The sequence below is a fragment of the Sphingopyxis sp. LK2115 genome (assembly GCF_014595975.1).
In the GTDB taxonomy this organism is placed as follows: domain Bacteria; phylum Pseudomonadota; class Alphaproteobacteria; order Sphingomonadales; family Sphingomonadaceae; genus Sphingopyxis.
Map to the genome: position 1 here is coordinate 61,866 of NZ_JABWGQ010000012.1, position 19,227 is coordinate 81,092.

The window sequence follows — 19,227 nt, forward strand, 5'->3', positions numbered from 1 at the left end:
TCAGCCGCGCACCATGATCTGGCCCGCGAACGCCAGGGCACCGAGCAGCAGCGCCACCGGCAGCAGACCGTCGACGCGGTCGAACAGCCCCCCATGGCCGGGGATCAGCCTGCCCGAATCCTTCACGCCTGCGCGGCGCTTCATCCAGCTTTCGCCAAGATCGCCCATCTGCGCGAGCAGCCCCATGAACAGGCCGATCCACAGCGGCACGCCGATGATCCCGGCACGGTCGCCGATCGTCGCGCTGGCGATCAGCGCCGCGACCATGCCGCCGAACAGGCCCGACCAGGTCTTCGACGGGCTGATCGTCGGTGCCAGCCGCGCGCCGCCAAAGGCACGCCCGGCAAAATAGGCGCCGATGTCGGTCGCCCAGACCATGCCGAAGACCCAGAGCGCGGCGGTCATGCCCAAATGGTCGCGAATGAACCACAGCCCCGCGGCCGCGCCGAGGATCAGGATCGGGCCGAGGATCATCAGCCCCGCCCGCGCCCCGCCACCAGGCGCCATCGACCGCACCAGCGCAAGCCATTCGACGAGAACGAGCGCGCCGCCGACGAGCAGCAGCAGGCCGAACGCGATTCCGCCGAACCACAGCGCGGTTCCGGCAATCGCAAACAATATGATCGCCGACCCGACCCGCACCCACAGATCCGATTTTGTCGTGGTTGCCATCGCTCTAAACTTCTTCGCCTTGACCGAACCGAACCAACATCGTCCCCCGCGAAGGCGGAACGCCATCACCGGCCGTTGGCCCTGTCTGCGGCCGCCCGCGGAATGACGAGAGGGTCAACGAACCGGCGGCCATCGTCAAAGTCCCCCGTAACGGCGATCGCGCCGTGCAAACTGATCGAGCGCCGCCTTCAGGTCCGCCGGGGTGAAATCGGGCCACAGCGTGTCGGTGAAATAAAGTTCGGCATAGGCCGATTGCCACAAAAGAAAGTTCGACAAGCGCACCTCGCCCGACGTGCGGATAAGCAGATCGAGCGGCGGCATATCGGCAGTATCGAGGTTCGCCTCGATCGTCTCGGCAGAGATTTTGCCGTTCGCGGCGGCCGCATTCGCCGCGCGAACCAGCTCGTCCTGCGCGCCATAGTTGAGCGCGACCGCCAGCGTCGTGCGCTTGTTACCCGATGTGCGTTCCAGCGCATTGTCGATCAGCGCGACGACGTCGGGCGCCAGCGCGCGCCAGTTGCCGATGACCTTGAGCTTGACGTCGTTCGCGGCGAATTCGTCGAGGTCGGACAGGATGAAGCGCTTCATCAGACCCATCAGGTCGTTGACCTCTTCCTCCGGCCGTTTCCAGTTTTCGGAACTGAAGGCATAGAGCGTCATCGCCTCCAGCCCCAGCTCGCCCGCTGCGCGCACGATGGTGCGCACCGCTTCGACCCCTGCCTTGTGCCCGGCGACGCGCGGCAACATGCGCTTTTTGGCCCAGCGACCGTTGCCGTCCATGATGATGGCGACATGGCGCGCGCCGTGGCCTGAAACCGTCACCGGCAAAACCTCAAAATCGGTTCGCATCGAGCGACGTCGATTTGCCCCTCGGCCGCGTTCCGGTCCGATGGGTGTCGCGACTTCGATCGACGCGAGCGGAAGAGAGTGGGGCGCCCAAACGCACTAGCCCAGAATTTCCTTTTCCTTGGCGGCGGCCGCGGCGTCAATCTCTGCGATCGTCGCGTCGGTCAGCTTCTGCACCTCTGTTTCGGCGCGTTTGCGTTCGTCCTCGCTGATTTCCTTCTTGTTTTCGTCGGCCTTGAGGTTGTCCATCCCGTCGCGGCGGACGTTGCGCACCGCGACACGCGCCTTTTCGGCATATTGGCCCGCGAGCTTGGACAATTCCTTGCGGCGCTCCTGCGTCATTTCGGGGATCGGCAGGCGCAGCATCTGGCCGTCGACGATCGGATTGAGCCCCAGGCCCGCCGAACGGATCGCCTTGTCGACGGGGCCGACGTTCGCCTTGTCCCACACCTGCACCGACAGCATGCGCGGTTCGGGCACGCTGATCGACGCGACCTGGTTGAGCGGCATGTGGCTGCCGTAAACTTCGACCGTCACCGGGTCGAGCAGCGCGGCATTGGCGCGGCCCGTGCGCAGCCCGGCGAGGTCATGTTTTAAGGATTCGACCGCGCCGTGCATCCGGCGTTCGAGGTCGGCCTTGTCATATTTCGCCATCTCTCTTCCTCTCTATTCCCCAGCCCCGTTCGCATCGGGCGAACGCGAAAGGCAAAGCCAAAATCCGCATGACAGATCCATCAGCCCGCGTCGCCGACGACGGTGCACACACCCTCGCCCGCCAGCACGCGCGCCAGATTTCCCGGTTCGCGGATGTTGAACACCACGATCGGGATATGATTGTCGCGGCACAGCGCGACGGCGCTCGCGTCCATCACCTTCAGATTATCGGCCAGCACGCGGTCATAGCTCAGGCGATCATAACGAACGGCATCGGCGTTCTGCTTGGGGTCGGCATTGTAAACCCCGTCGACGCTCGTGCCCTTGAGCAGCGCGTCGCACTTCATCTCCGCCGCGCGCAGCGCCGCGCCGCTGTCGGTGGTGAAATAGGGGGCGCCGACACCCGCGGCAAAAATCACCACGCGACCCTTTTCCATATGACGCTCGGCGCGGCGGCGGATCACCGGTTCGCACACCTTGTCCATCTCGATCGCCGACTGCACGCGCGTCTGCACGCCAAGCTGCTCGAGCGCATTCTGCATCGCGAGCGCGTTCATCACCGTCGCGAGCATCCCCATATAATCGGCCTGCGCGCGGTCCATGCCCTTGGCGGCGCCCGCCATGCCGCGAAAGATGTTGCCGCCACCGATGACGAGGCAAATCTCCAGCCCGCGATCCTTGGCCTCCTTGACCTCGGCGGCCATGCTCGCGACCGTTTCGGGGTCGATGCCAAAGGGGCTCGACCCCATCAGCGCCTCGCCCGACAGTTTCAGCAATATGCGTTTCAGGCCGGGCAATGCCATGGTGCGAAGATACCTTTGCGTAGGGATGATATGCGAATGGCGCGCACCCTAGTGAAGGCGCGCGCCATTGCCAAGCGGACTGCCGCGTCCGTTCACACCGTCATGCCGAACCTGTTTCAGCATCCATGGCCCGGCATTCGCCTTCCAGCCGTGCAGAGACCGGAAGGACCGGCCATGGACCCGGAAACAGGTTCAGGGTGACGAGAAAAGGGCGGCAGTCCCGATTTCGGGTCACACGCCAGCGGCGGCCGCGACTTCGGCGGCGAAGTCGCTTTCTTCCTTCTCGATGCCTTCACCGAGCTGGAAGCGCACGAACCCCTTGAGCGTGATCGCGGCGCCGACATCCTTGCCGGCGGCGGCGACGACCTCGGCGACCGGGGTTTTGCCGTCCATCACGAAGAGCTGCGACAACAGCGCGTTTTCCTTGCGGAACTTGGCGATCGCGCCGTCGACCATCTTGGCGGCGATGTCGGCGGGCTTGCCCGACTGCGCGGCCTTTTCCTCCGCGATCGCGCGTTCGCGCGCGACGAGGTCGGCGTCGAGGTCGTCGCCGTTCAGCGCCAGCGGGTTGGCGGCGGCGACGTGCATCGCGAGCTGCTTGCCGAGCGGTTCAAGAACGTCGGGTCCGGCGCTCGATTCGAGCGCGATCAGCACACCGATCTTGCCCATGCCCGGCGCAACGGCGTTGTGAACATAGCCGGTCACGGCGCCCGATTTCACCGTCAGCAGCGCGGCGCGGCGCAGCGACTGATTTTCGCCGATCGTGGCGATGTTGCTGGTCAATTGTTCGGCCACGGTGCCCCCGGTGGGATAAGGCGCGGCGGCGAGCGCGTCGATGTCGGCGATGCCTTCGGCAAGCGCAACCTGCGTCACGTCGCGGACGAAAGCCTGGAACTGTTCATTCTTGCCGACGAAATCGGTTTCGCTGTTCACTTCGACGAGAGCGCCCCTGGTGCCGTCAGTCGCAAAGCCGACGAGTCCTTCGGCGGCGACGCGGCCTGCCTTCTTGGCGGCGGCGGCGAGGCCCTTGGTGCGCAGCCAGTCGATCGACGCTTCGATATCGCCACCATTTTCGGCGAGCGCCTTTTTGCAGTCCATCATGCCGGCGCCGGTGCGGTCGCGCAGTTCCTTGACGAGGGCGGCCGTGATCTCAGCCATGTCATAATCCTTTCCAACAGGGGCAGGCTCGCTGGGGCCTGCGTTCGCCGCGCGCATGGCGGCGCGATAAGTCAAACCGATGACAGGGACGGCGCCGGATCGATGCCGCGCCGCCCCGTCCTGCGCGAGCGCTCAGGCGTCGCTCTGACGTTCGGTTTCGGCGGCCGCTTCGGCGGGAACCTGTTCGTCCTCGGTCACCGGAGCCGCGGCATCGTCGGCCAGCACCGCTTCGGCGACAGGCTCGACCGCCGCGCCCAGGTCCTCGCCGCGATCGGCGCGGCCCTGCTGGCCGCCACGGGTCGCCGCCTGGGCGACGGCATCGCAATAGAGGCGGATCGCGCGCGCCGCGTCATCGTTCGCCGGAACCGGAAAGGCGATGCCGTCGGGCGAGACGTTCGAATCGAGGATGGCGACGACGGGGATGCCAAGGACATTGGCTTCCTTGATCGCCAGCTCTTCCTTGTTCGCGTCGATCACGAACATGACATCGGGAATACCCCCCATATCACGGATACCCCCCAAGCTGAGTTCCAGCTTGTCGCGTTCGCGGGTCTTGTTCAGCACTTCCTTCTTGGTAAGGCCCGAGGTGTCGCCCGAAAGCTGCTCTTCAAGAGCCTTCAGCCGCTTGATCGAGTTCGAGATCGTCTTCCAGTTGGTGAGCATCCCGCCCAGCCAGCGATGGTTCACGAAATGCTGACCCGAAGCACGCGCGGCATCGGCGATCGGTCCCTGCGCCTGGCGCTTGGTGCCGACGAACAGCACCTTGCCCCCGGCAGCCGCGGTCGAGGCGATGAAGTCAAGCGCGCGCGCGAAGAGCGGCACGGTCTGCGACAGGTCGAGAATGTGGATGCCGTTGCGCGCACCGAAGATATACGGCTTCATGCGCGGGTTCCAACGGTGCGTCTGGTGGCCGAAGTGGGCGCCGGCCTCGATAAGATTCTGCATCGTGACGACAGGTGCCGCCATGGTCTTTCTCCTTCCGGTTGATCCTCTGGAAAGCAAGAACCGGGGTCCGCGGGGCGGATCATCCGGCACCGGTTTATGTGCGCCTTCCATGTGGAATGGGCGGCCCGTTAGCGGGCTTGTGCACGAAAAGCAAGCGGGAAACGCCGGGGGCGCGGGGGCGCAAAATGCCCGCTGCCGACCGGAAATGGCCGTTGGCATTTCATCCTGTCTGCCTTTCAGGGGAAGGGGCAGGCAGGCTTGGCAGCTTGTGCCTGGCCGCGGTGGAGAGGGTTTGGGATGGCCCTTCTCCCAACCCGATCGCCGAAGCGAAAGGTTTTTGTGGCTGCCCCCAAAGCCTCCGCGCCTTTGTCGTCTCCGTCTGGCGCATACCCAGTTCATCGACGAAAACTCACGGTTCGTCGCAATATGATTGAGAACATACCGTGAACATGCAACAAAAGCCCAACGGAGCCATTGCAGGCATCACGGTTTTGCATGCGAAAGCCGAAAGGACAAGGTCATGGTTCAGGTCGCCGCCGCCCTCCTCTTTGCCATCGCCGCCTGCCTGGGCGTGACGATCATTCTCGCGATGCTTTGGAACAATGCGGATGCGATCCTGTCGGCGCTGCTTGGCGAAGGGGCATTTCCCGAAGCCGCGACCGGAATGCAAACGGCCCCCGCTCCCCAGCGGATGACACCGCGCCGCGCGGACGGTCGGCGCCCGGCTTCGCGCGCAGCCAGCGCGGCATTTCGCGCCGAACCCGCGCTCAGCCGCGTCGCCTGACCTTTGCGTAGCTCGCGAAACCGAACGGAATGAGGACGATATAGATGGCGCACACGGCAAGCAGCGTGTGCCAGGGCGCGGTGACGAGCGCGGCGCCGAGCAGGCCCACCCCCGCCAGCGCAAAAAGCCGCCACGAACGACGCAGCCGGATCGACGACCAGCCATAGGTCGGAATGGCGGAGATCATCAGCATCGCGACGCCCAGCCCCCAAGGCATCACAAGCTGCCACTGGCGGAACAGGTCGTTGCCGGTCACCAGCCACAGATAGACGGGAACAAAGGCGAGCCCGGCGCCCGCCGGCGCCGGAATGCCGGTGAGGAACCCCGCCGATTTGTGCGGCTGGATTTCGGCATCCATGCGCGAATTGAAGCGCGCGAGGCGCAGCGCACAGCACACCGCGATCGCCAGCGCAGCGGTCCAGCCGAACTTCGGCGCATATTGCAACGACCAGAGAAACAGGATCATCGCCGGTGCAACGCCAAAGGCGATCACGTCCGACAAGGAATCAAGCTCGGCGCCGAATTTGCTCTGCGCGCGAAGCAATCGCGCGATGCGCCCGTCCATGCCGTCGAGCACCCCGGCAAAGATGATCGCCGCCAGCGCCTTGTCCCACTCCTCGCCGATCGCAAAGCGCACGCCGGTCAGGCCAAAGCAGAGCGCAAGCGCGGTGATCGCGTTGGGCGCAAAGGCGCGCAAACTGATCCCGCCGATGCGGCGGCCCGCGGCATCGGCTTCGGGCAGGGACTGGTCGCCGTCCGCCACTTTACTGCCCGACGCCTTCGATCGTCTCGGCAGTGCCGATCCGCGCAATCACCGTTTCGCCAGCCAGCGTGCGCTGGCCGAGCAGCACCTGCGGCGTGGTGCCCGCGGGCAGATAGACGTCGACGCGGCTACCGAAGCGGATGAGACCGACGCGCTGGCCGATCGCGAGGTCGCTGCCCATCGACACGAAGGGCATGATGCGCCGCGCGACAAGCCCCGCGATCTGGGTAAAGCCGATCCGAACCCCGTCGGCGCGTTCGACGACGAAATGCTGGCGCTCATTCTCCTCGCTCGCCTTGTCGAGGTCGGCGTTGACGAACTTGCCCGGAATATAGACAAGTTTGCGCAGCGTCCCTGCAACCGGCGTGCGATTGATGTGGACGTCGAATACACTCATGAAAATCGACACGCGCAGCGTCGGCGCGCTGCCCAGGCCGTCGGGTCCGGCGATTTCGGGCGGCGGCGCGACTTCGGCGATCTGCGTGACCAATCCGTCGGCGGGCGCGACGATCATGTCGCCGCCAGCGGGGGTAACGCGCACCGGATCGCGAAAGAAAGCGCCGACCCACAACGTCACGCCGAACATCAGCCAGCCGAGGATTTCCCATCCCAGAAGCCAGAAGCAGAGCGTCACAATCCCCGCGATCAACAGGAACTTGCGGCCTTCGGGATGAACCGACGGCCATTGCCACTTGATGCCGCCGCCGGGCCGGTTCGATGATATGATGTTCGACATGGCCGTTCTTCTAGGGGGCAGCGTCCCCAGTGACAATGCATAAGGCGCCGACATCGTTGCGGAGATGCGCGAGGCCCGTCGCGTCGGGGCAGTTGATCAATCGCCCCGCTTTGCCTAAGGCCCGCTGCAACTCCGACTCCCCAAGGATAAAGGCAGAAACGCATGGGCAAGATCAAGGTAGCCAACCCGGTCGTCGAACTCGACGGCGACGAAATGACCCGGATCATCTGGCAATGGATCCGCGAGCGGCTGATCCTGCCCTATCTCGACATCGACCTGCATTATTACGACCTTGGCATCGAGGAACGCGACCGCACCGACGACAAGGTCACCGTCGAAGCCGCGAACGCGATCAAGAAATATGGCGTTGGCGTCAAATGCGCGACGATCACCCCCGACGAAGCCCGCGTCGAGGAGTTCGGGCTCAAGAAGATGTGGAAGTCGCCGAACGGCACGATCCGCAACATCCTGGGCGGCGTCGTCTTTCGCGAACCGATCGTCATCAGGAACGTCCCGCGGCTCGTCCCCGGCTGGACCGACCCGATCGTCGTCGGCCGTCACGCCTTTGGCGACCAGTATAAGGCGACCGACTTTCGCATCCCCGGCCCCGGCAAGCTGCGCCTGGTGTTCGAGGGCGAAGACGGCACGCTGATCGACGAGGAAGTATTCCAATTCCCCTCGTCGGGCGTCGCGATGGGCATGTACAATCTGGACGATTCGATCCGCGATTTCGCCCGCGCCAGCCTGAACTACGGCCTTGCGCGCGAATGGCCGGTGTATCTGTCGACCAAGAACACGATCCTGAAAGCCTATGACGGCCGCTTCAAGGACATTTTCGAAGAGGTTTTCCAGGCCGAGTTCAAGGCGAAGTTCGATGCGCTCGGCATCGTTTACGAACACCGCCTGATCGACGACATGGTCGCATCGGCGCTCAAATGGTCGGGCAAGTTTGTCTGGGCGTGCAAGAATTACGATGGCGACGTCCAGTCAGACACGGTGGCCCAGGGCTTCGGCTCGCTCGGGCTGATGACCAGCGTGCTGATGACCCCCGACGGCAAGACCGTCGAATCCGAAGCCGCGCACGGCACGGTCACGCGGCACTATCGTATGCACCAGCAGGGCAAGGCGACCTCGACCAACCCGATCGCGTCGATCTTTGCCTGGACCGGCGGGCTCAAGCACCGCGGCAAGCTCGACGACAATGCGGCACTGGTGAAGTTCGCCGACGATCTCGAAAAAGTCTGCGTCGCGACGGTCGAGAGCGGCAAGATGACCAAGGACCTGGCGCTGCTGATCGGTCCCGACCAGAATTGGCTGACCACCGAAGGCTTTTTCGAAGCGATCGTCGAGAATCTGGACAAGAAGATGGGCGCCTGAGGTCATGCGGCGCCCCGGCGCAGGCGTGGGCCGCAGGCAATCGGGCGCCCGCCGATAGCGGCGGCGCCCGCGCGGGAGCGAGGTTTGTGCCCATAACCTCCTAGCCAATCGGGGCCGGCCTGCATAAGGTCGGCCCTTATGGTATCCGAAACAGAAACCTCCGCCATCGGCAACGCGCTGGTGGTGCTCGGCGCGGCGGGCGTCGTGATCCCCGCCTTTGCGCGCTTTCGCCTGCCCCCGGTCATCGGCTTCATCCTCGTCGGGCTGCTGGTCGGACCGTCGGGGCTGGGCGCGCTCGCCGCTGACTATCCGTGGCTGCGACATGTCACGATCGGATCGACCGAGGATATCGCGCTGTTCGCCGAATTCGGCATCATCCTGCTGCTCTTTTCGATCGGGCTGGAGCTTTCGTTCCGCCGCCTGTGGCAACTCAGGAAACTGGTGTTCGGTATCGGCGCCGCCGAGCTGCTGTTCGGCGGCGCGATCCTGGGCGGTGCGCTGATGCTCTTCACCGACCATGCAACGCCCGCCGCCTTCGGCCTCGGCATCGCGCTCGCGCTGTCGTCGACCGCGCTCGTGCTGCCGATCGCCGGCACCCGATCGGCGGTCGGCCGCGCGTCCTTCTCGATGCTGCTGTTCGAGGATCTCGCCATCGTCCCGATCATCTTCATCCTCGGCGCCTTTGCCCCCACGGTGGGCGGCGACAGCACCGAGTTATTGTTCGCGACGCTGTGGCAAGGCGCGCTTGTCATCGCGGCGCTTGCCATTGGCGGCTGGTTCCTGCTGCCGCGCATCTTTGCCCAGGCGGCGCGCGCCAAAGACCCCGAACTTTTCCTCGCTGCCAGTCTGCTGGTTGTCATCGTCGCGGCGCTGGCGACGGCAGCGGTCGGCCTGTCGCCGATCGTCGGCGCGTTGCTCGCCGGACTGATGATCGCCGAAACCGAATATCATGGCGAGGTCGAAGCGATCACCGCGCCGTTCAAGGGGCTTGCGCTCGGCGTTTTCCTGATCAGCGTCGGCATGGGGCTCAACCTCCGCACGATCGTCGAACAATGGCCCGAATTGATGATTGCCGTGGTCGGGGTCATTGCGATCAAGGCGGCGGTCACCGCCGCGCTGCTGCGCTTTTCGGGTTTCGCAAGCCGTGGGACCGCGGCCGAAGTCGGCCTGTTGATGGCGAGTCCGTCGGAAACCACGCTGATCGTACTCGCCGCCGCTTTACAGGCACAGCTTATCACCAGCGACACGGCCGAGTTCTGGCAACTCGTCACCGCGATCGGTCTGACGATCACGCCGCTGCTCGCGCGCATCGGCCACGACGTTGCGCGGCGGATCGAAATGCGCGGCGGCGATGCCGACGATCAGGAGACGCCGGAGGGGCGCACGGTCATCGTCGGGTTCGGGCGCGTCGGACATACCGTCGCCGAGCTGCTTCGCGAACATGACCGGCCCTATATCGCGGTGGATGCCGACATCGACGCCGTGGCGACGGCCCGGCGGGATGGCTTTATCGTCCGTTATGCCGACGTGGCGCGGCCCGGCAGCCTCGACAGGCTGGGGATCGACAACGCCCAGGCGATCGTGCTGACGATGGACGATCCCGTCCAGCAACTGCGAATGACCCGGCGGCTTCGGCAGAAATATCCCGACCTGCCGATCATCAGCCGCGCGCGCGATGCCGACCATGCCGCCGCTCTCTATCAGGCGGGCGCCAGCGATGCCGTGCCCGAAACGCTCGAAAGCTCGCTGCAACTGGCCGAAGCCGTGCTGATCGACCTCGGCGTCGCGATGGGCCCGGTGATCGCATCCATCCACGACGTCCGCGCCAAGATGCGCCACGACATCATGACCAAGGGCAAGCTGGATCACGAACCGCGCATTGTGAACCGGCGGCACGGTAAAAGATCGGCCAATGTCGATCGGTCCTAGCGTCGCGCAGGCCGGAAGCGGCCTTCCGTGCCGCCAGGCGGATCGCTTGGGGGCTATTGCTTCGCTGCGTTGGCGTTCGGCCTCTGACCGGGGCCGTCGAGTATCGACCGCTTGACGGCATCATGCACCGCGCTCGCCTTCGCCCCGCGATCGAGGCGGTAATAAGCCGCCAGATAGGCCCAATCGAAATCCGTGAGGCCATCAGGCGGCGTCGCCCCGGTGGCGAACAACGTCAGAATCGTTTCCATCCCTTCGCCACCTGCCTCGGCGAAGTCCTGCACCGGCGCAAGAATCCGGAATGTCGCATAGTCGGCAAGCTGCTGCACGCTGCGGCCAGCGGCATGGCCGGCATCGAACAGCAATATCGTGCCGTTGATGTCGTTGCGGATCGGTGACGTCAGTCGCCCGGCCTGATAGAGCGCGTTGGTTTTATATTCGGTGCCCGTCGCGCCATCGACTACGACGGATATCGGCCGACCATCGCGGTTGCGGATTTCTGTCACGTTCCACAGTTGGGCCTTGCCGCTGCCGCGAAAGATGCGGTCGATTTCAAAGGATTTGAGAGACGCAAAAAGCTCCGGTTCTTCGCGGCGCAGCCGCTCAACCGCGGCCTTGCTGTCGCGAACGAAGCCGATCCACACATTCGCCTGACAATTGGCGCCCGCAACATCAAGATCGAGCGCACGCGCATTGTCGCGGATGCGGTCGGCAATCGCCGCGCCATAGTCTGCGTCTATGCCGAACAGTTCCAGACACAAGGGGGCATAGCGGCGGGGCAACGGATGGTCGGCCGACGGCCGCAACGTGATCGCGCGCGCCTGATCGGCCGCGCGTTCGGCCTGTTCGGCGCGCTCGCCGGTCACGACGATCGGCGCCTCCGCCTCGACATTCTGCTGTGCCGCGGCCGGCGACATGCAGACGAAAGCCATCAGCACCGTCCATCGCCGCATCGTCAATTGCTTTCCCTGACCAGATTGACAGCCACGCACATCTTTCCCCAATCCAATCATGTCGCGAAGATTTGGCCAAAGTTCAATAGGCTGCCCGTCCGTCCGCCGCGGTCGCGCCCACGTCGCGCGCCGCCGCCAGCGTCATGCCCCTGGGCAGGATCGCCAGCGACCATTGGCGAGCGGGCGTCAGATATTGGCGCGCGACCCGCTGTACATCGGCGGCGGTGACCGCCGCCAGATCGTCCTGGAGCGACAAGGCCGCCGCGACCACGCGCGGGTCGCGCGTCGCGCCTTCGAGCAGGAACATCCAATAGACATTGCCCGTCGATGCACGCGCCACCTGTTCGCGGATCGGACCGGCGTTGCGCGCCAGTTCGTCGGCGCTGACCGGCCGCGCGACAAGGTCGGCAGCGATGTCGCGCGCAATGTCATAGAAGCCGTCGATGTCCTTGGGCGCGAGCAGGCTGCCGACGAGCAGATAGCCACCGCTGTCAAAACCGGTGGGCCAGTGGCTGTCGACGGTGGGGCCGTAGCTGGCACCCTTTTCGGCGCGCAGCCGATCGAACAACCGGTCGTTGAAGATCGCCGCGAGCACGTCGAGGGCGCGCGCATCGCGCGGATTGGCGCGTCCGCCACCGGTCGGCCATGCCGTCATCGCCGCGGCCTGTCCGCGCTCGCCGCGGTGATAAGCGATTTCGGGAACGGTGACATGCGGCGCAAAATCGACGCGCTGGCCGCCCGGCGGCGCCAATATGCTGCGCGGCACTAGCGCACCGAAGGTTTCGGCCAGAATCTTCCTGTAATCGACCGTTTCGAGATCGCCGAAGATTTGCACTTCGATGGGACCGCTGGCGAGCCGCGGTTCCCAGAAGGCACGAAAGGCCGCGGGCGTCAGCGCCTCGATCGCCGCCCGGTCGGGCGCCGCCCAACGTGCGTCATTCCCCGTCAACCAGCCGCGCAAATGGCGTTCGAGCACGGCATTGGGGGTCGCGTCATTGAGTTCATATCCTGTCAGATAGCCGATCCGCAACCGCTCGACGGGCGCTGCGTCCCACCGCGGCAGCGCGAGCTTTGCCGCCATCAGCCGCAACTGGTCGGCAAGATCGGCGGGGCGGCTTTCGGCCGACAGCTCGAACGCGTCGTCGTCGATCGCGAAGTTCATCTGGATCTGCCGCCCATTGGTCAGCTGGTCGATCTCATTCTGCCCCCACGGACCGATGCCGCTGGCGACGAGCGCATAGTCGCCGGTCCACAAGAGGTTCGGCGCATCGGCGGCGACGCTGCGATTGCCGGTGCCGAAGCGGACGTTGACCCGCACCTTGCCCGGTTCGACCTTGTTGTTGGACACAAGCGCGGTGACACCATTCGACAGCTCGATCCGGTCGGCGCGAAGCCCCGGCAGCGGCGCCGTTGCGACAATGGCGCCAGGTTTGCCGAGCGAAGGAAGCTGGCCGAAATCGGCCTCGACCGCCGCAAGCCGTTCGTCGCGCACCGCAACGGGCGCCTTCAAGGCGGCCAGAACCGCGTCGTCGCCGCCTGCCGAGGTGGGCGTGGTCAGCACGACGCGCGTAACCGGCGCAGAGAAGATGGCGCGGCTGATCTCGAGCATCACCTGGGGCGTTGCCGAAGCGCGGATCGCCTTGAACATATCGACCTGTCCCTGCGGGCTGGTCACCGTTTCGTTGATATCGACCGCGCGCACCAGGTCGTCCGCAAGCCGCGCGCCGGGCTCGTTGCGCGCATTTTCCAGCTCTTTCAGCAGAAAGGCCTCGATCTCGTTGGTTTCGCGGTCGATGTCGGCCTGCGACGGCGGCCGGCTCACCGCATCGGCAATCACGCCGCGGACGTCGGCGAGCGCGGCCTTCCAGTCACTCAAGGGAACGATCGAAGCCGCGGTCACATCGGCGCTGCGGCTGACATACTGCTGTTCGACCGTCGCGACGAGATAGCTGCCACCCGCGCGCGCGCGATTTTCCAGCCGCCGGTTGACGAGCGCCTGCGCGATGAACTCAAGGTAAAGCCGCCGCGTATTTTCAACCGTGTCGATGCGCTTTTTCCACGGCCGAACCATCGCAAGCGTCAGTGCGAGCGGCTGATTCGGCTCGACAATTTCCAGGGCGGCAGCCGCCGCCGGGTCGGGTTGGCCGAAATCGGGATCGGGCGGATTCGCCCCCTCGCCTTTCCAGTCGCCGAAATAGCGGGCGATCAGCCCGGCGAAGGTGGCGGGATCGCCGTCGCCGACGATGACCACGACGGCCCGTTCGGGTCGATACCAGCGATCGTGAAAGGCGCCGACCGACGCCGCGCTCGCCTTGCCGAGCGACATGGTCGTGCCGATCGGCGACCGGTCGCCAAGCAACTGCCCCGCGAACAGATGCGCATTGGTCGCATCGGCGATGCGTTTCTGTGGGCCATCCGATTCGCGCAGTTCGGCCATCACCACGCCGCGTTCGGCGGCCACCGCCAGTTCCGAAATGCGCGGCGCGCGAATCATGCCCGCAAGCAACTTCATACTCTCGTCGAGGTTCGCGGGCGTCACGCTCGGCAGGTCGAGCTGATATACGGTCTGCGTCGGGGTCGTCTGGGCGTTCGAATCGCTGCCAAAGGTGACGCCAAAACGCTGCCAGATGCGTTTTGCCTCGCCATCGGGGATATGTTCGGACCCGCGAAAGGTCAGATGTTCGAGCAAATGCGCATAGCCGCGCTCGGCTTCGCTTTCGAACATCGAGCCGACATCCATACGCACACGGATCGACACCTGCCCCGGCGGCACACCGTTGTTGCGCACCGCATAGCGCAGGCCATTGGGAAGCATGCCGAACCGCCACGCGGTATCGCGCGGAATGTCGCTGCCGACATAGAGCCAGTCGCTGTTCTTTGCCGCTTTCACCGTCGCGACATCATCCTCGGCGCGCGCGCCAAGCGGTGCCAGCAGCAGCAGGGCGGCGGCGCCGACAGCCAGAGACCGAGAAAAATGAAAGCACATGCGCGCGGGATCAGATGACATTGCGCTACCTTATCGCCTTCGAACCTTGCTGGCCACTGAACTGTCGCCTTGTCCGCGGCAGCGCGCAGGATTAGCGATGGAACATGACCGGCCCCAACGACGACCCGTCCCCTGCCCCGCTCGCCGCGCTGGTTCAGATGACCAGCGGCATCGATCCCGCAGCGAATCTGGCGGTGATCGACCGCGCGATGGGCGAGGCCGCAAGCCATGGCGCGGCGATGGCCTTCCTGCCCGAAATGTCGCTGCTGCTCGACCGTGATCGCGCGCGGTCGGCGACGCATATCGCGACCGAGGCCGACAGCCCCTGGCCACAAGCGTTGCGCGAGATGGCGCAGCGGCACGCGATATGGCTGCATTCGGGGTCGATGCCGCTGCTCGCCGATGATGGCGGGCAGCGCATCAACCGCAGCCATATCATCGCCGCCGACGGGAGCGTCCGCGCGCGTTACGACAAGATCCACATGTTCGACGTGCAGCTGCCGTCGGGCGAGAATTGGCGCGAATCAGCGACCTATGCCGGGGGCGATGCGCTCTGCGTGGTCGATACACCGCTTGGCGCACTGGGGCTCAGCATCTGTTACGATCTGCGCTTTCCCGAACTGTATCGCGCGCTGGTCGATCGCGGCGCGACGCTGATCGCGGTCCCTGCCGCCTTCACCGTGCCGACGGGCGAAGCGCATTGGCACGTCCTGCTCCGCGCCCGCGCGATCGAAACCGCCTGCCATGTCTTAGCCGCGGCCCAGTGCGGCACCCACGCCGACGGCCGCGCGACCTATGGACACAGCCTGGCTGTCGATCCGTGGGGCGCCGTCCTGGCCGATGCCGCGCGGACCAATGAGGCAAGTGAAAAGGGCTATACGCTAACGATCGTGCCGATCGATCCGGCGTTGGTCGGCAAGGCGCGCCGGGCGATTCCGCTGGACCGATCGCGCGCGACCCGGCGTATCGACCTTTAGGGCGCGATCGGGCTGGACGCACTGTCCTTAAGCACCCAATCCATCGAAACGCGATGCCCCAATGCACAAAGGGCCCCGAGCGATGCTCGGAGCCCTTTGGTATTTCTGGCGATCAGCCGATCTTACGGGCTGGTCGGTTCATCGTCGTCGTTGTCCGACGCGATGATGATGCCGCCGATGATAGCAGCGAGAGCGACGACAGCGATGATCCAGCTCGTGCTGCCTTCCAGTTCGCTCTGGCCATCAACGGCCGAAGCGGCGCGCGCCGCGGGCGCAGCCGACGCAGCGACAGGCGCCACGATCATCGAGGTGGCTGCGAGGGAGATCGCAGCTTTCTTAAGCAGGTTCATCTTTTTCTCCGTCCACTGGATAGTCTTGTCGAATCACACCGCGAAGTTCGTCCCCGGTCTGCTTCTGCCCGATCTTCTTACGCACGGGCTTCGGCAATTGCAACGACGTTTTGACCTACCCCCTGAAATCTTAGTAAATTATAAACAGACGGAAACTTGTCGCCCGTTTCGCTTTATCCACGCCGCACACGATCAATGGCCTCGCGGGTCACCGGATAGCCCAGATGATCGGGAATGCACAGATGCGATCGACCATCGCAATCTTCGATCCAGGGCGTGATAAGTTCGACCGGATATTGGCGGGAATGCGCCGAAAAACTTTGAAAATCGGGCGCCTGCGCCAGCCGCTCCAGATTGCGGCGCGTTGGAAAGATCACCGACACCTCGCCGCGGTCGGCCATCGCCAGTGTCGCCGCGGCGCTGGCCCAGAATATATGGCTGTGCTCGGCTTCCTCGACGGTGAGCTCGTGGCTGTGCGGTGGGGCAGCGACCGCATAAAAACGCGTGTCAAAGGTCCGCGCTTCCTTGAAGTTCGGGCACCAGCGCGCGAACGGAACGAGCGATTCCAACGCGATTCGTTCATCGCGCGCCGCCAATATGTCGGATAGCAACGTCCCGCCGAGCAGGGCGCGCCGCACGTCGGCGACATCGCGTTCGGCAAGGCCCGGCCAACCGACCGCCAGCCCCGTTTCCTCCAGCGTTTCGCGGAGCGCGGCAACGCGCGCGGCGGCGTCGGCCGGGTCGATGTCGGGCGCGTGACGACGCGCGACCTTGTGGTCGTCGGGGTCAATGCGACCGCCGGGAAAAACGACCGCCCCCGCGGCGAAGGCCATATTCGCCGATCGTTTGACCATCAAAATCTCGTCGGGGCCGCCGTCGCCGGAGGGCCGCATGATCACCAGCGTCGCGGCGGGAATGGCGCCGTCGGGCAGGACGGCTTCGGGTGTGGACGGCAAAACGGCATCGCTCATGGCTCCCGTCGATAACCGCGCCGTTCCACCTTGTCATCCCGCCATTGCCGCCGCGCCGCCAAGGGTGCAGGATGATCGGCGGACCATATCCACGGGACAGGGAGCGGACCATTGGGAATCGTGGAGATTTTGGGCGTTGCGGGGAGTCTCAGCCTGCTCGCGGGCTGGCGGCTCTATCTGACGATTCTGGCAACGGGCGTTGCGATGCGCTTCGGCTGGCTGCCGCTTCCCGAACAATTGGCGGCGCTGCAGGTGCTCGCAAACCCATGGGTGCTGGGTGTCGCCGCGGTCGGCACGATCGCCGAGTTCCTGGCCGACAAGATCGCCTGGGTCGACACGGCATGGGATACGGTCCACAGCATCATCCGCCCGCTGGGCGGCGCGCTGCTTGCGCTGGCACTGGTCGACAGTTCGGATCCGGCGTGGCAGGTCGTCGCCTTCCTGCTCGGCGGCGGCGGCGCGCTGCTCAGCCACGGTGCCAAGGCGACGACGCGCGCCGTCGTCAATGTCAGCCCCGAACCCGTCAGCAATGCCGTCGTATCGACCGGCGAGGATGTCGCGACGGGCGGCCTGATCGCGCTCGCCATTGCGTTTCCGCCGCTCGCGGTCGTCATCGCGGTTCTGCTCGCCATCGGTGCGGTGATGGTCATCGTCGCGCTGCGCCGTCTGCTCCGCAACATCCAGACGAAGCTGAAGAAAGCCTTGGGCGACGAGCCGCCGCTGGACGCTTAATCCGGCAGCAGAGCTTTCAGCGGCGTTGCGGTATCGGCCAGTTGCTCCGCCGTCGCGCGCAGCCCGGCGGTCACGATCATGCGGCCCTGCACATAATCTTTCGTCGCATTGACGCAGTCGAGCGCGATGACCTTGCCCGCCTTCAAATAGACGATCGAAAAGCTGCGGCTGGCGACATCGCCGCGCAGCACCGCCTGATCATGGCCCGTCGACAGGCCTGCGGTCTGGAGTTTCAGATCATATTGGTTCGACCAGAACCAGGGCAGCGCCTGATAGGGGGCTTCGTCGCCGCAGATGGCCTTGGCGACGACATTGGCCTGGTCGTTGGCGTTCTGCACCGATTCAAGGCGGATCACCGCGCCTTCGGCAAAATCATTGGCGTGCGCTGCGCAATCGCCGATCGCATAGATGTCGGGCAGGCTCGTCTTGCAAAAGCGGTCGACGAGCACGCCGTTGCCGCTTTTCGCTCCCGCAGCGATCAAAGGCTCGACCGCGGGCACGATGCCAATGCCGACGATGACGAGGTCGGCGGGGATCACCTTGCCGTCCGCCAACCGCACTCCGGTGGCGTGCGTGTCGCCCTCGATCGCCTCGACGCTGACGCCGAGCCGAAGGTCGACGCCATGATCGCGATGCTCCTTCTCGAAAAAGCGCGAGAGTTCGACCCCCGCGACGCGTGCGAGCACGCGGTCGAGCGCCTCGAGCAGCACGACCGCCTTGCCGGCCTTGCGCAGCACCGCCGCCGCCTCAAGCCCGATATAGCCGCCGCCGATGACGACGATCTGACGCGCGGTTTCGGACGCCGCCTTCATTGCATCGGCATCGGCTTTCGTCCGCACGCCCTGCACACCGGGCAGGTCGCCGCCGGGAATCGGCAGCATGCGCGGGGCGCCGCCGGTCGCCCATACAAGCTTGCCATAACCGATCGTCGCCCCGCTGTCCGTGGTAACGCAGTGACCGACCGGATCGACCGACACGACCCGCTGGCCAAGCAGCATCGTCACCTCGCGCTCGTCCCAATAACGGGCGGGGCGCAGCAGGATGCGTTCGAATGCCTTCTCGCCCGCGAAATATTCCTTCGACAGCGGCGGGCGTTCATAGGGCAGTTCAGGTTCGTCGCCGATAATCGCGATGCTGCCCGCGAACTTTTGCGTCCGCAGCATCACCGCCACCTGCGCGCCGCCATGCCCGCCGCCCACGATCACCACATCGAACTGCATTGCGCCTGCCTCCCGCCATTGATCAGCGCGCCCGTTGCACGCACGGCGCGGCGAGGCAAGCCGTGCTCGCCTCTTGCCCGGTCAAGAAAAAGTTGAATGCAGCGCTGTCAGCCGGCGAGACGCAGCGGCGGGTCGGCGGCCGTCACGTCGGATCGCAACACCGCAACAGCCTCGGCCAGCCTGGCGGCGAGAACGGCGGCCTGCGCGGCGTCCAGTCCGGCGACAATAATCTCGATGCGCATGTGCGCCGATAGCAGGTGCATCGTCATCGTCGCCGGAACCAGCGCACGCTGCGCGAAAAAATCGGCGACGCGCGGCAGCGATTGCGGGTCGGCCATCGCGTCGATTGCAAAGCGGTGCATGGGAATGCCGGC

Annotated in this window: 19 protein-coding genes; 5 read left to right on the top strand and 14 right to left on the bottom strand. The window is 65.2% G+C overall.

Annotated features, from left to right (window positions below; genetic code table 11):
- The 6 genes from HUW43_RS01860 to rpsB form a co-directional block, all read right to left on the bottom strand.
- Window positions 1–672 carry a phosphatidate cytidylyltransferase gene (locus tag HUW43_RS01860; protein ID WP_188235828.1) on the bottom strand — a complete coding sequence of 224 codons (672 nt, stop codon included), beginning with the start codon at window positions 670–672 and terminating at the stop codon, window positions 1–3.
- Window positions 673–807: 135 nt separating this feature from the next.
- Entirely contained in the window at window positions 808–1,521 is a 714-nt protein-coding gene (gene uppS, locus HUW43_RS01865) for a polyprenyl diphosphate synthase (RefSeq protein WP_188235829.1), read from the bottom strand.
- Between the two features lie 96 nt (window positions 1,522–1,617).
- Complete coding sequence (frr, locus tag HUW43_RS01870; protein WP_120218853.1) at window positions 1,618–2,172, bottom strand: ribosome recycling factor; 555 nt, start codon at window positions 2,170–2,172, stop codon at window positions 1,618–1,620.
- A gap of 80 nt (window positions 2,173–2,252) precedes the next feature.
- The gene (gene pyrH / locus HUW43_RS01875; RefSeq protein WP_188235830.1) at window positions 2,253–2,975 is read right to left on the bottom strand and encodes a UMP kinase; all 723 of its coding nucleotides are present in this window, start codon (window positions 2,973–2,975) and stop codon (window positions 2,253–2,255) included.
- Between the two features lie 231 nt (window positions 2,976–3,206).
- Window positions 3,207–4,133 (bottom strand): translation elongation factor Ts, encoded by a 927-nt coding sequence (tsf, locus tag HUW43_RS01880; protein WP_188235831.1) that lies wholly within the window; start codon window positions 4,131–4,133, stop codon window positions 3,207–3,209.
- A gap of 132 nt (window positions 4,134–4,265) precedes the next feature.
- A complete protein-coding gene (gene rpsB, locus HUW43_RS01885) occupies window positions 4,266–5,099 on the bottom strand; it encodes a 30S ribosomal protein S2 (RefSeq protein ID WP_188235832.1) in 834 nt (277 codons plus the stop codon).
- Window positions 5,100–5,598: 499 nt separating this feature from the next.
- On the opposite strand from rpsB, the gene HUW43_RS01890 reads away from it, so the two are divergent.
- Window positions 5,599–5,862, top strand: coding sequence for a hypothetical protein (locus tag HUW43_RS01890; RefSeq protein WP_188235833.1), 264 nt, complete (start codon window positions 5,599–5,601; stop codon window positions 5,860–5,862).
- Here HUW43_RS01890 and HUW43_RS01895 read toward each other — a convergent pair.
- Complete coding sequence (locus HUW43_RS01895; protein ID WP_188235834.1) at window positions 5,846–6,625, bottom strand: CDP-alcohol phosphatidyltransferase family protein; 780 nt, start codon at window positions 6,623–6,625, stop codon at window positions 5,846–5,848. The two genes, HUW43_RS01890 and HUW43_RS01895, sit on opposite strands and share 17 nt — an antisense overlap.
- A gap of 1 nt (window position 6,626) precedes the next feature.
- Window positions 6,627–7,361: a phosphatidylserine decarboxylase gene (locus HUW43_RS01900; RefSeq protein ID WP_188235835.1), complete on the bottom strand. Its 735-nt coding sequence runs from the start codon at window positions 7,359–7,361 to the stop codon at window positions 6,627–6,629.
- 162 nt (window positions 7,362–7,523) lie between these two features.
- On the opposite strand from HUW43_RS01900, the gene HUW43_RS01905 reads away from it, so the two are divergent.
- Complete coding sequence (locus HUW43_RS01905; RefSeq protein ID WP_188235836.1) at window positions 7,524–8,738, top strand: NADP-dependent isocitrate dehydrogenase; 1,215 nt, start codon at window positions 7,524–7,526, stop codon at window positions 8,736–8,738.
- 138 nt (window positions 8,739–8,876) lie between these two features.
- Complete coding sequence (locus HUW43_RS01910) at window positions 8,877–10,667, top strand: cation:proton antiporter (protein ID WP_188235837.1); 1,791 nt, start codon at window positions 8,877–8,879, stop codon at window positions 10,665–10,667.
- Between the two features lie 53 nt (window positions 10,668–10,720).
- On the opposite strand, the gene HUW43_RS01915 is transcribed toward HUW43_RS01910, so the two are convergent.
- A complete protein-coding gene (locus tag HUW43_RS01915) occupies window positions 10,721–11,596 on the bottom strand; it encodes a hypothetical protein (protein WP_188235838.1) in 876 nt (291 codons plus the stop codon).
- Between the two features lie 103 nt (window positions 11,597–11,699).
- The gene (locus HUW43_RS01920) at window positions 11,700–14,624 is read right to left on the bottom strand and encodes a M16 family metallopeptidase (RefSeq protein ID WP_188235839.1); all 2,925 of its coding nucleotides are present in this window, start codon (window positions 14,622–14,624) and stop codon (window positions 11,700–11,702) included.
- An 83-nt stretch (window positions 14,625–14,707) separates the two neighbouring features.
- On the opposite strand from HUW43_RS01920, the gene HUW43_RS01925 reads away from it, so the two are divergent.
- Window positions 14,708–15,580, top strand: coding sequence for a carbon-nitrogen hydrolase family protein (locus HUW43_RS01925; RefSeq protein WP_188235840.1), 873 nt, complete (start codon window positions 14,708–14,710; stop codon window positions 15,578–15,580).
- A 122-nt stretch (window positions 15,581–15,702) separates the two neighbouring features.
- Here HUW43_RS01925 and HUW43_RS01930 read toward each other — a convergent pair whose 3' ends face one another.
- Both HUW43_RS01930 and HUW43_RS01935 read right to left on the bottom strand, forming a co-directional pair.
- Window positions 15,703–15,930 carry a hypothetical protein gene (locus tag HUW43_RS01930; RefSeq protein ID WP_188235841.1) on the bottom strand — a complete coding sequence of 76 codons (228 nt, stop codon included), beginning with the start codon at window positions 15,928–15,930 and terminating at the stop codon, window positions 15,703–15,705.
- A 173-nt stretch (window positions 15,931–16,103) separates the two neighbouring features.
- The gene (locus tag HUW43_RS01935; RefSeq protein WP_188235842.1) at window positions 16,104–16,901 is read right to left on the bottom strand and encodes an NUDIX domain-containing protein; all 798 of its coding nucleotides are present in this window, start codon (window positions 16,899–16,901) and stop codon (window positions 16,104–16,106) included.
- A 111-nt stretch (window positions 16,902–17,012) separates the two neighbouring features.
- Here HUW43_RS01935 and HUW43_RS01940 point away from each other — a divergent pair, with 111 nt between their 5' ends.
- Entirely contained in the window at window positions 17,013–17,633 is a 621-nt protein-coding gene (locus HUW43_RS01940; protein ID WP_188235843.1) for a DUF4126 domain-containing protein, read from the top strand.
- Here HUW43_RS01940 and HUW43_RS01945 read toward each other — a convergent pair.
- Together HUW43_RS01945 and HUW43_RS01950 are read right to left on the bottom strand one after the other, a co-directional pair.
- Entirely contained in the window at window positions 17,630–18,853 is a 1,224-nt protein-coding gene (locus HUW43_RS01945; protein WP_188235844.1) for an NAD(P)/FAD-dependent oxidoreductase, read from the bottom strand. The two genes, HUW43_RS01940 and HUW43_RS01945, sit on opposite strands and share 4 nt — an antisense overlap.
- Before the next feature lie 107 nt (window positions 18,854–18,960).
- Window positions 18,961–19,215 carry a hypothetical protein gene (locus HUW43_RS01950; protein WP_188235845.1) on the bottom strand — a complete coding sequence of 85 codons (255 nt, stop codon included), beginning with the start codon at window positions 19,213–19,215 and terminating at the stop codon, window positions 18,961–18,963.
- Between the last annotated feature and the right edge of the window lie 12 nt (window positions 19,216–19,227).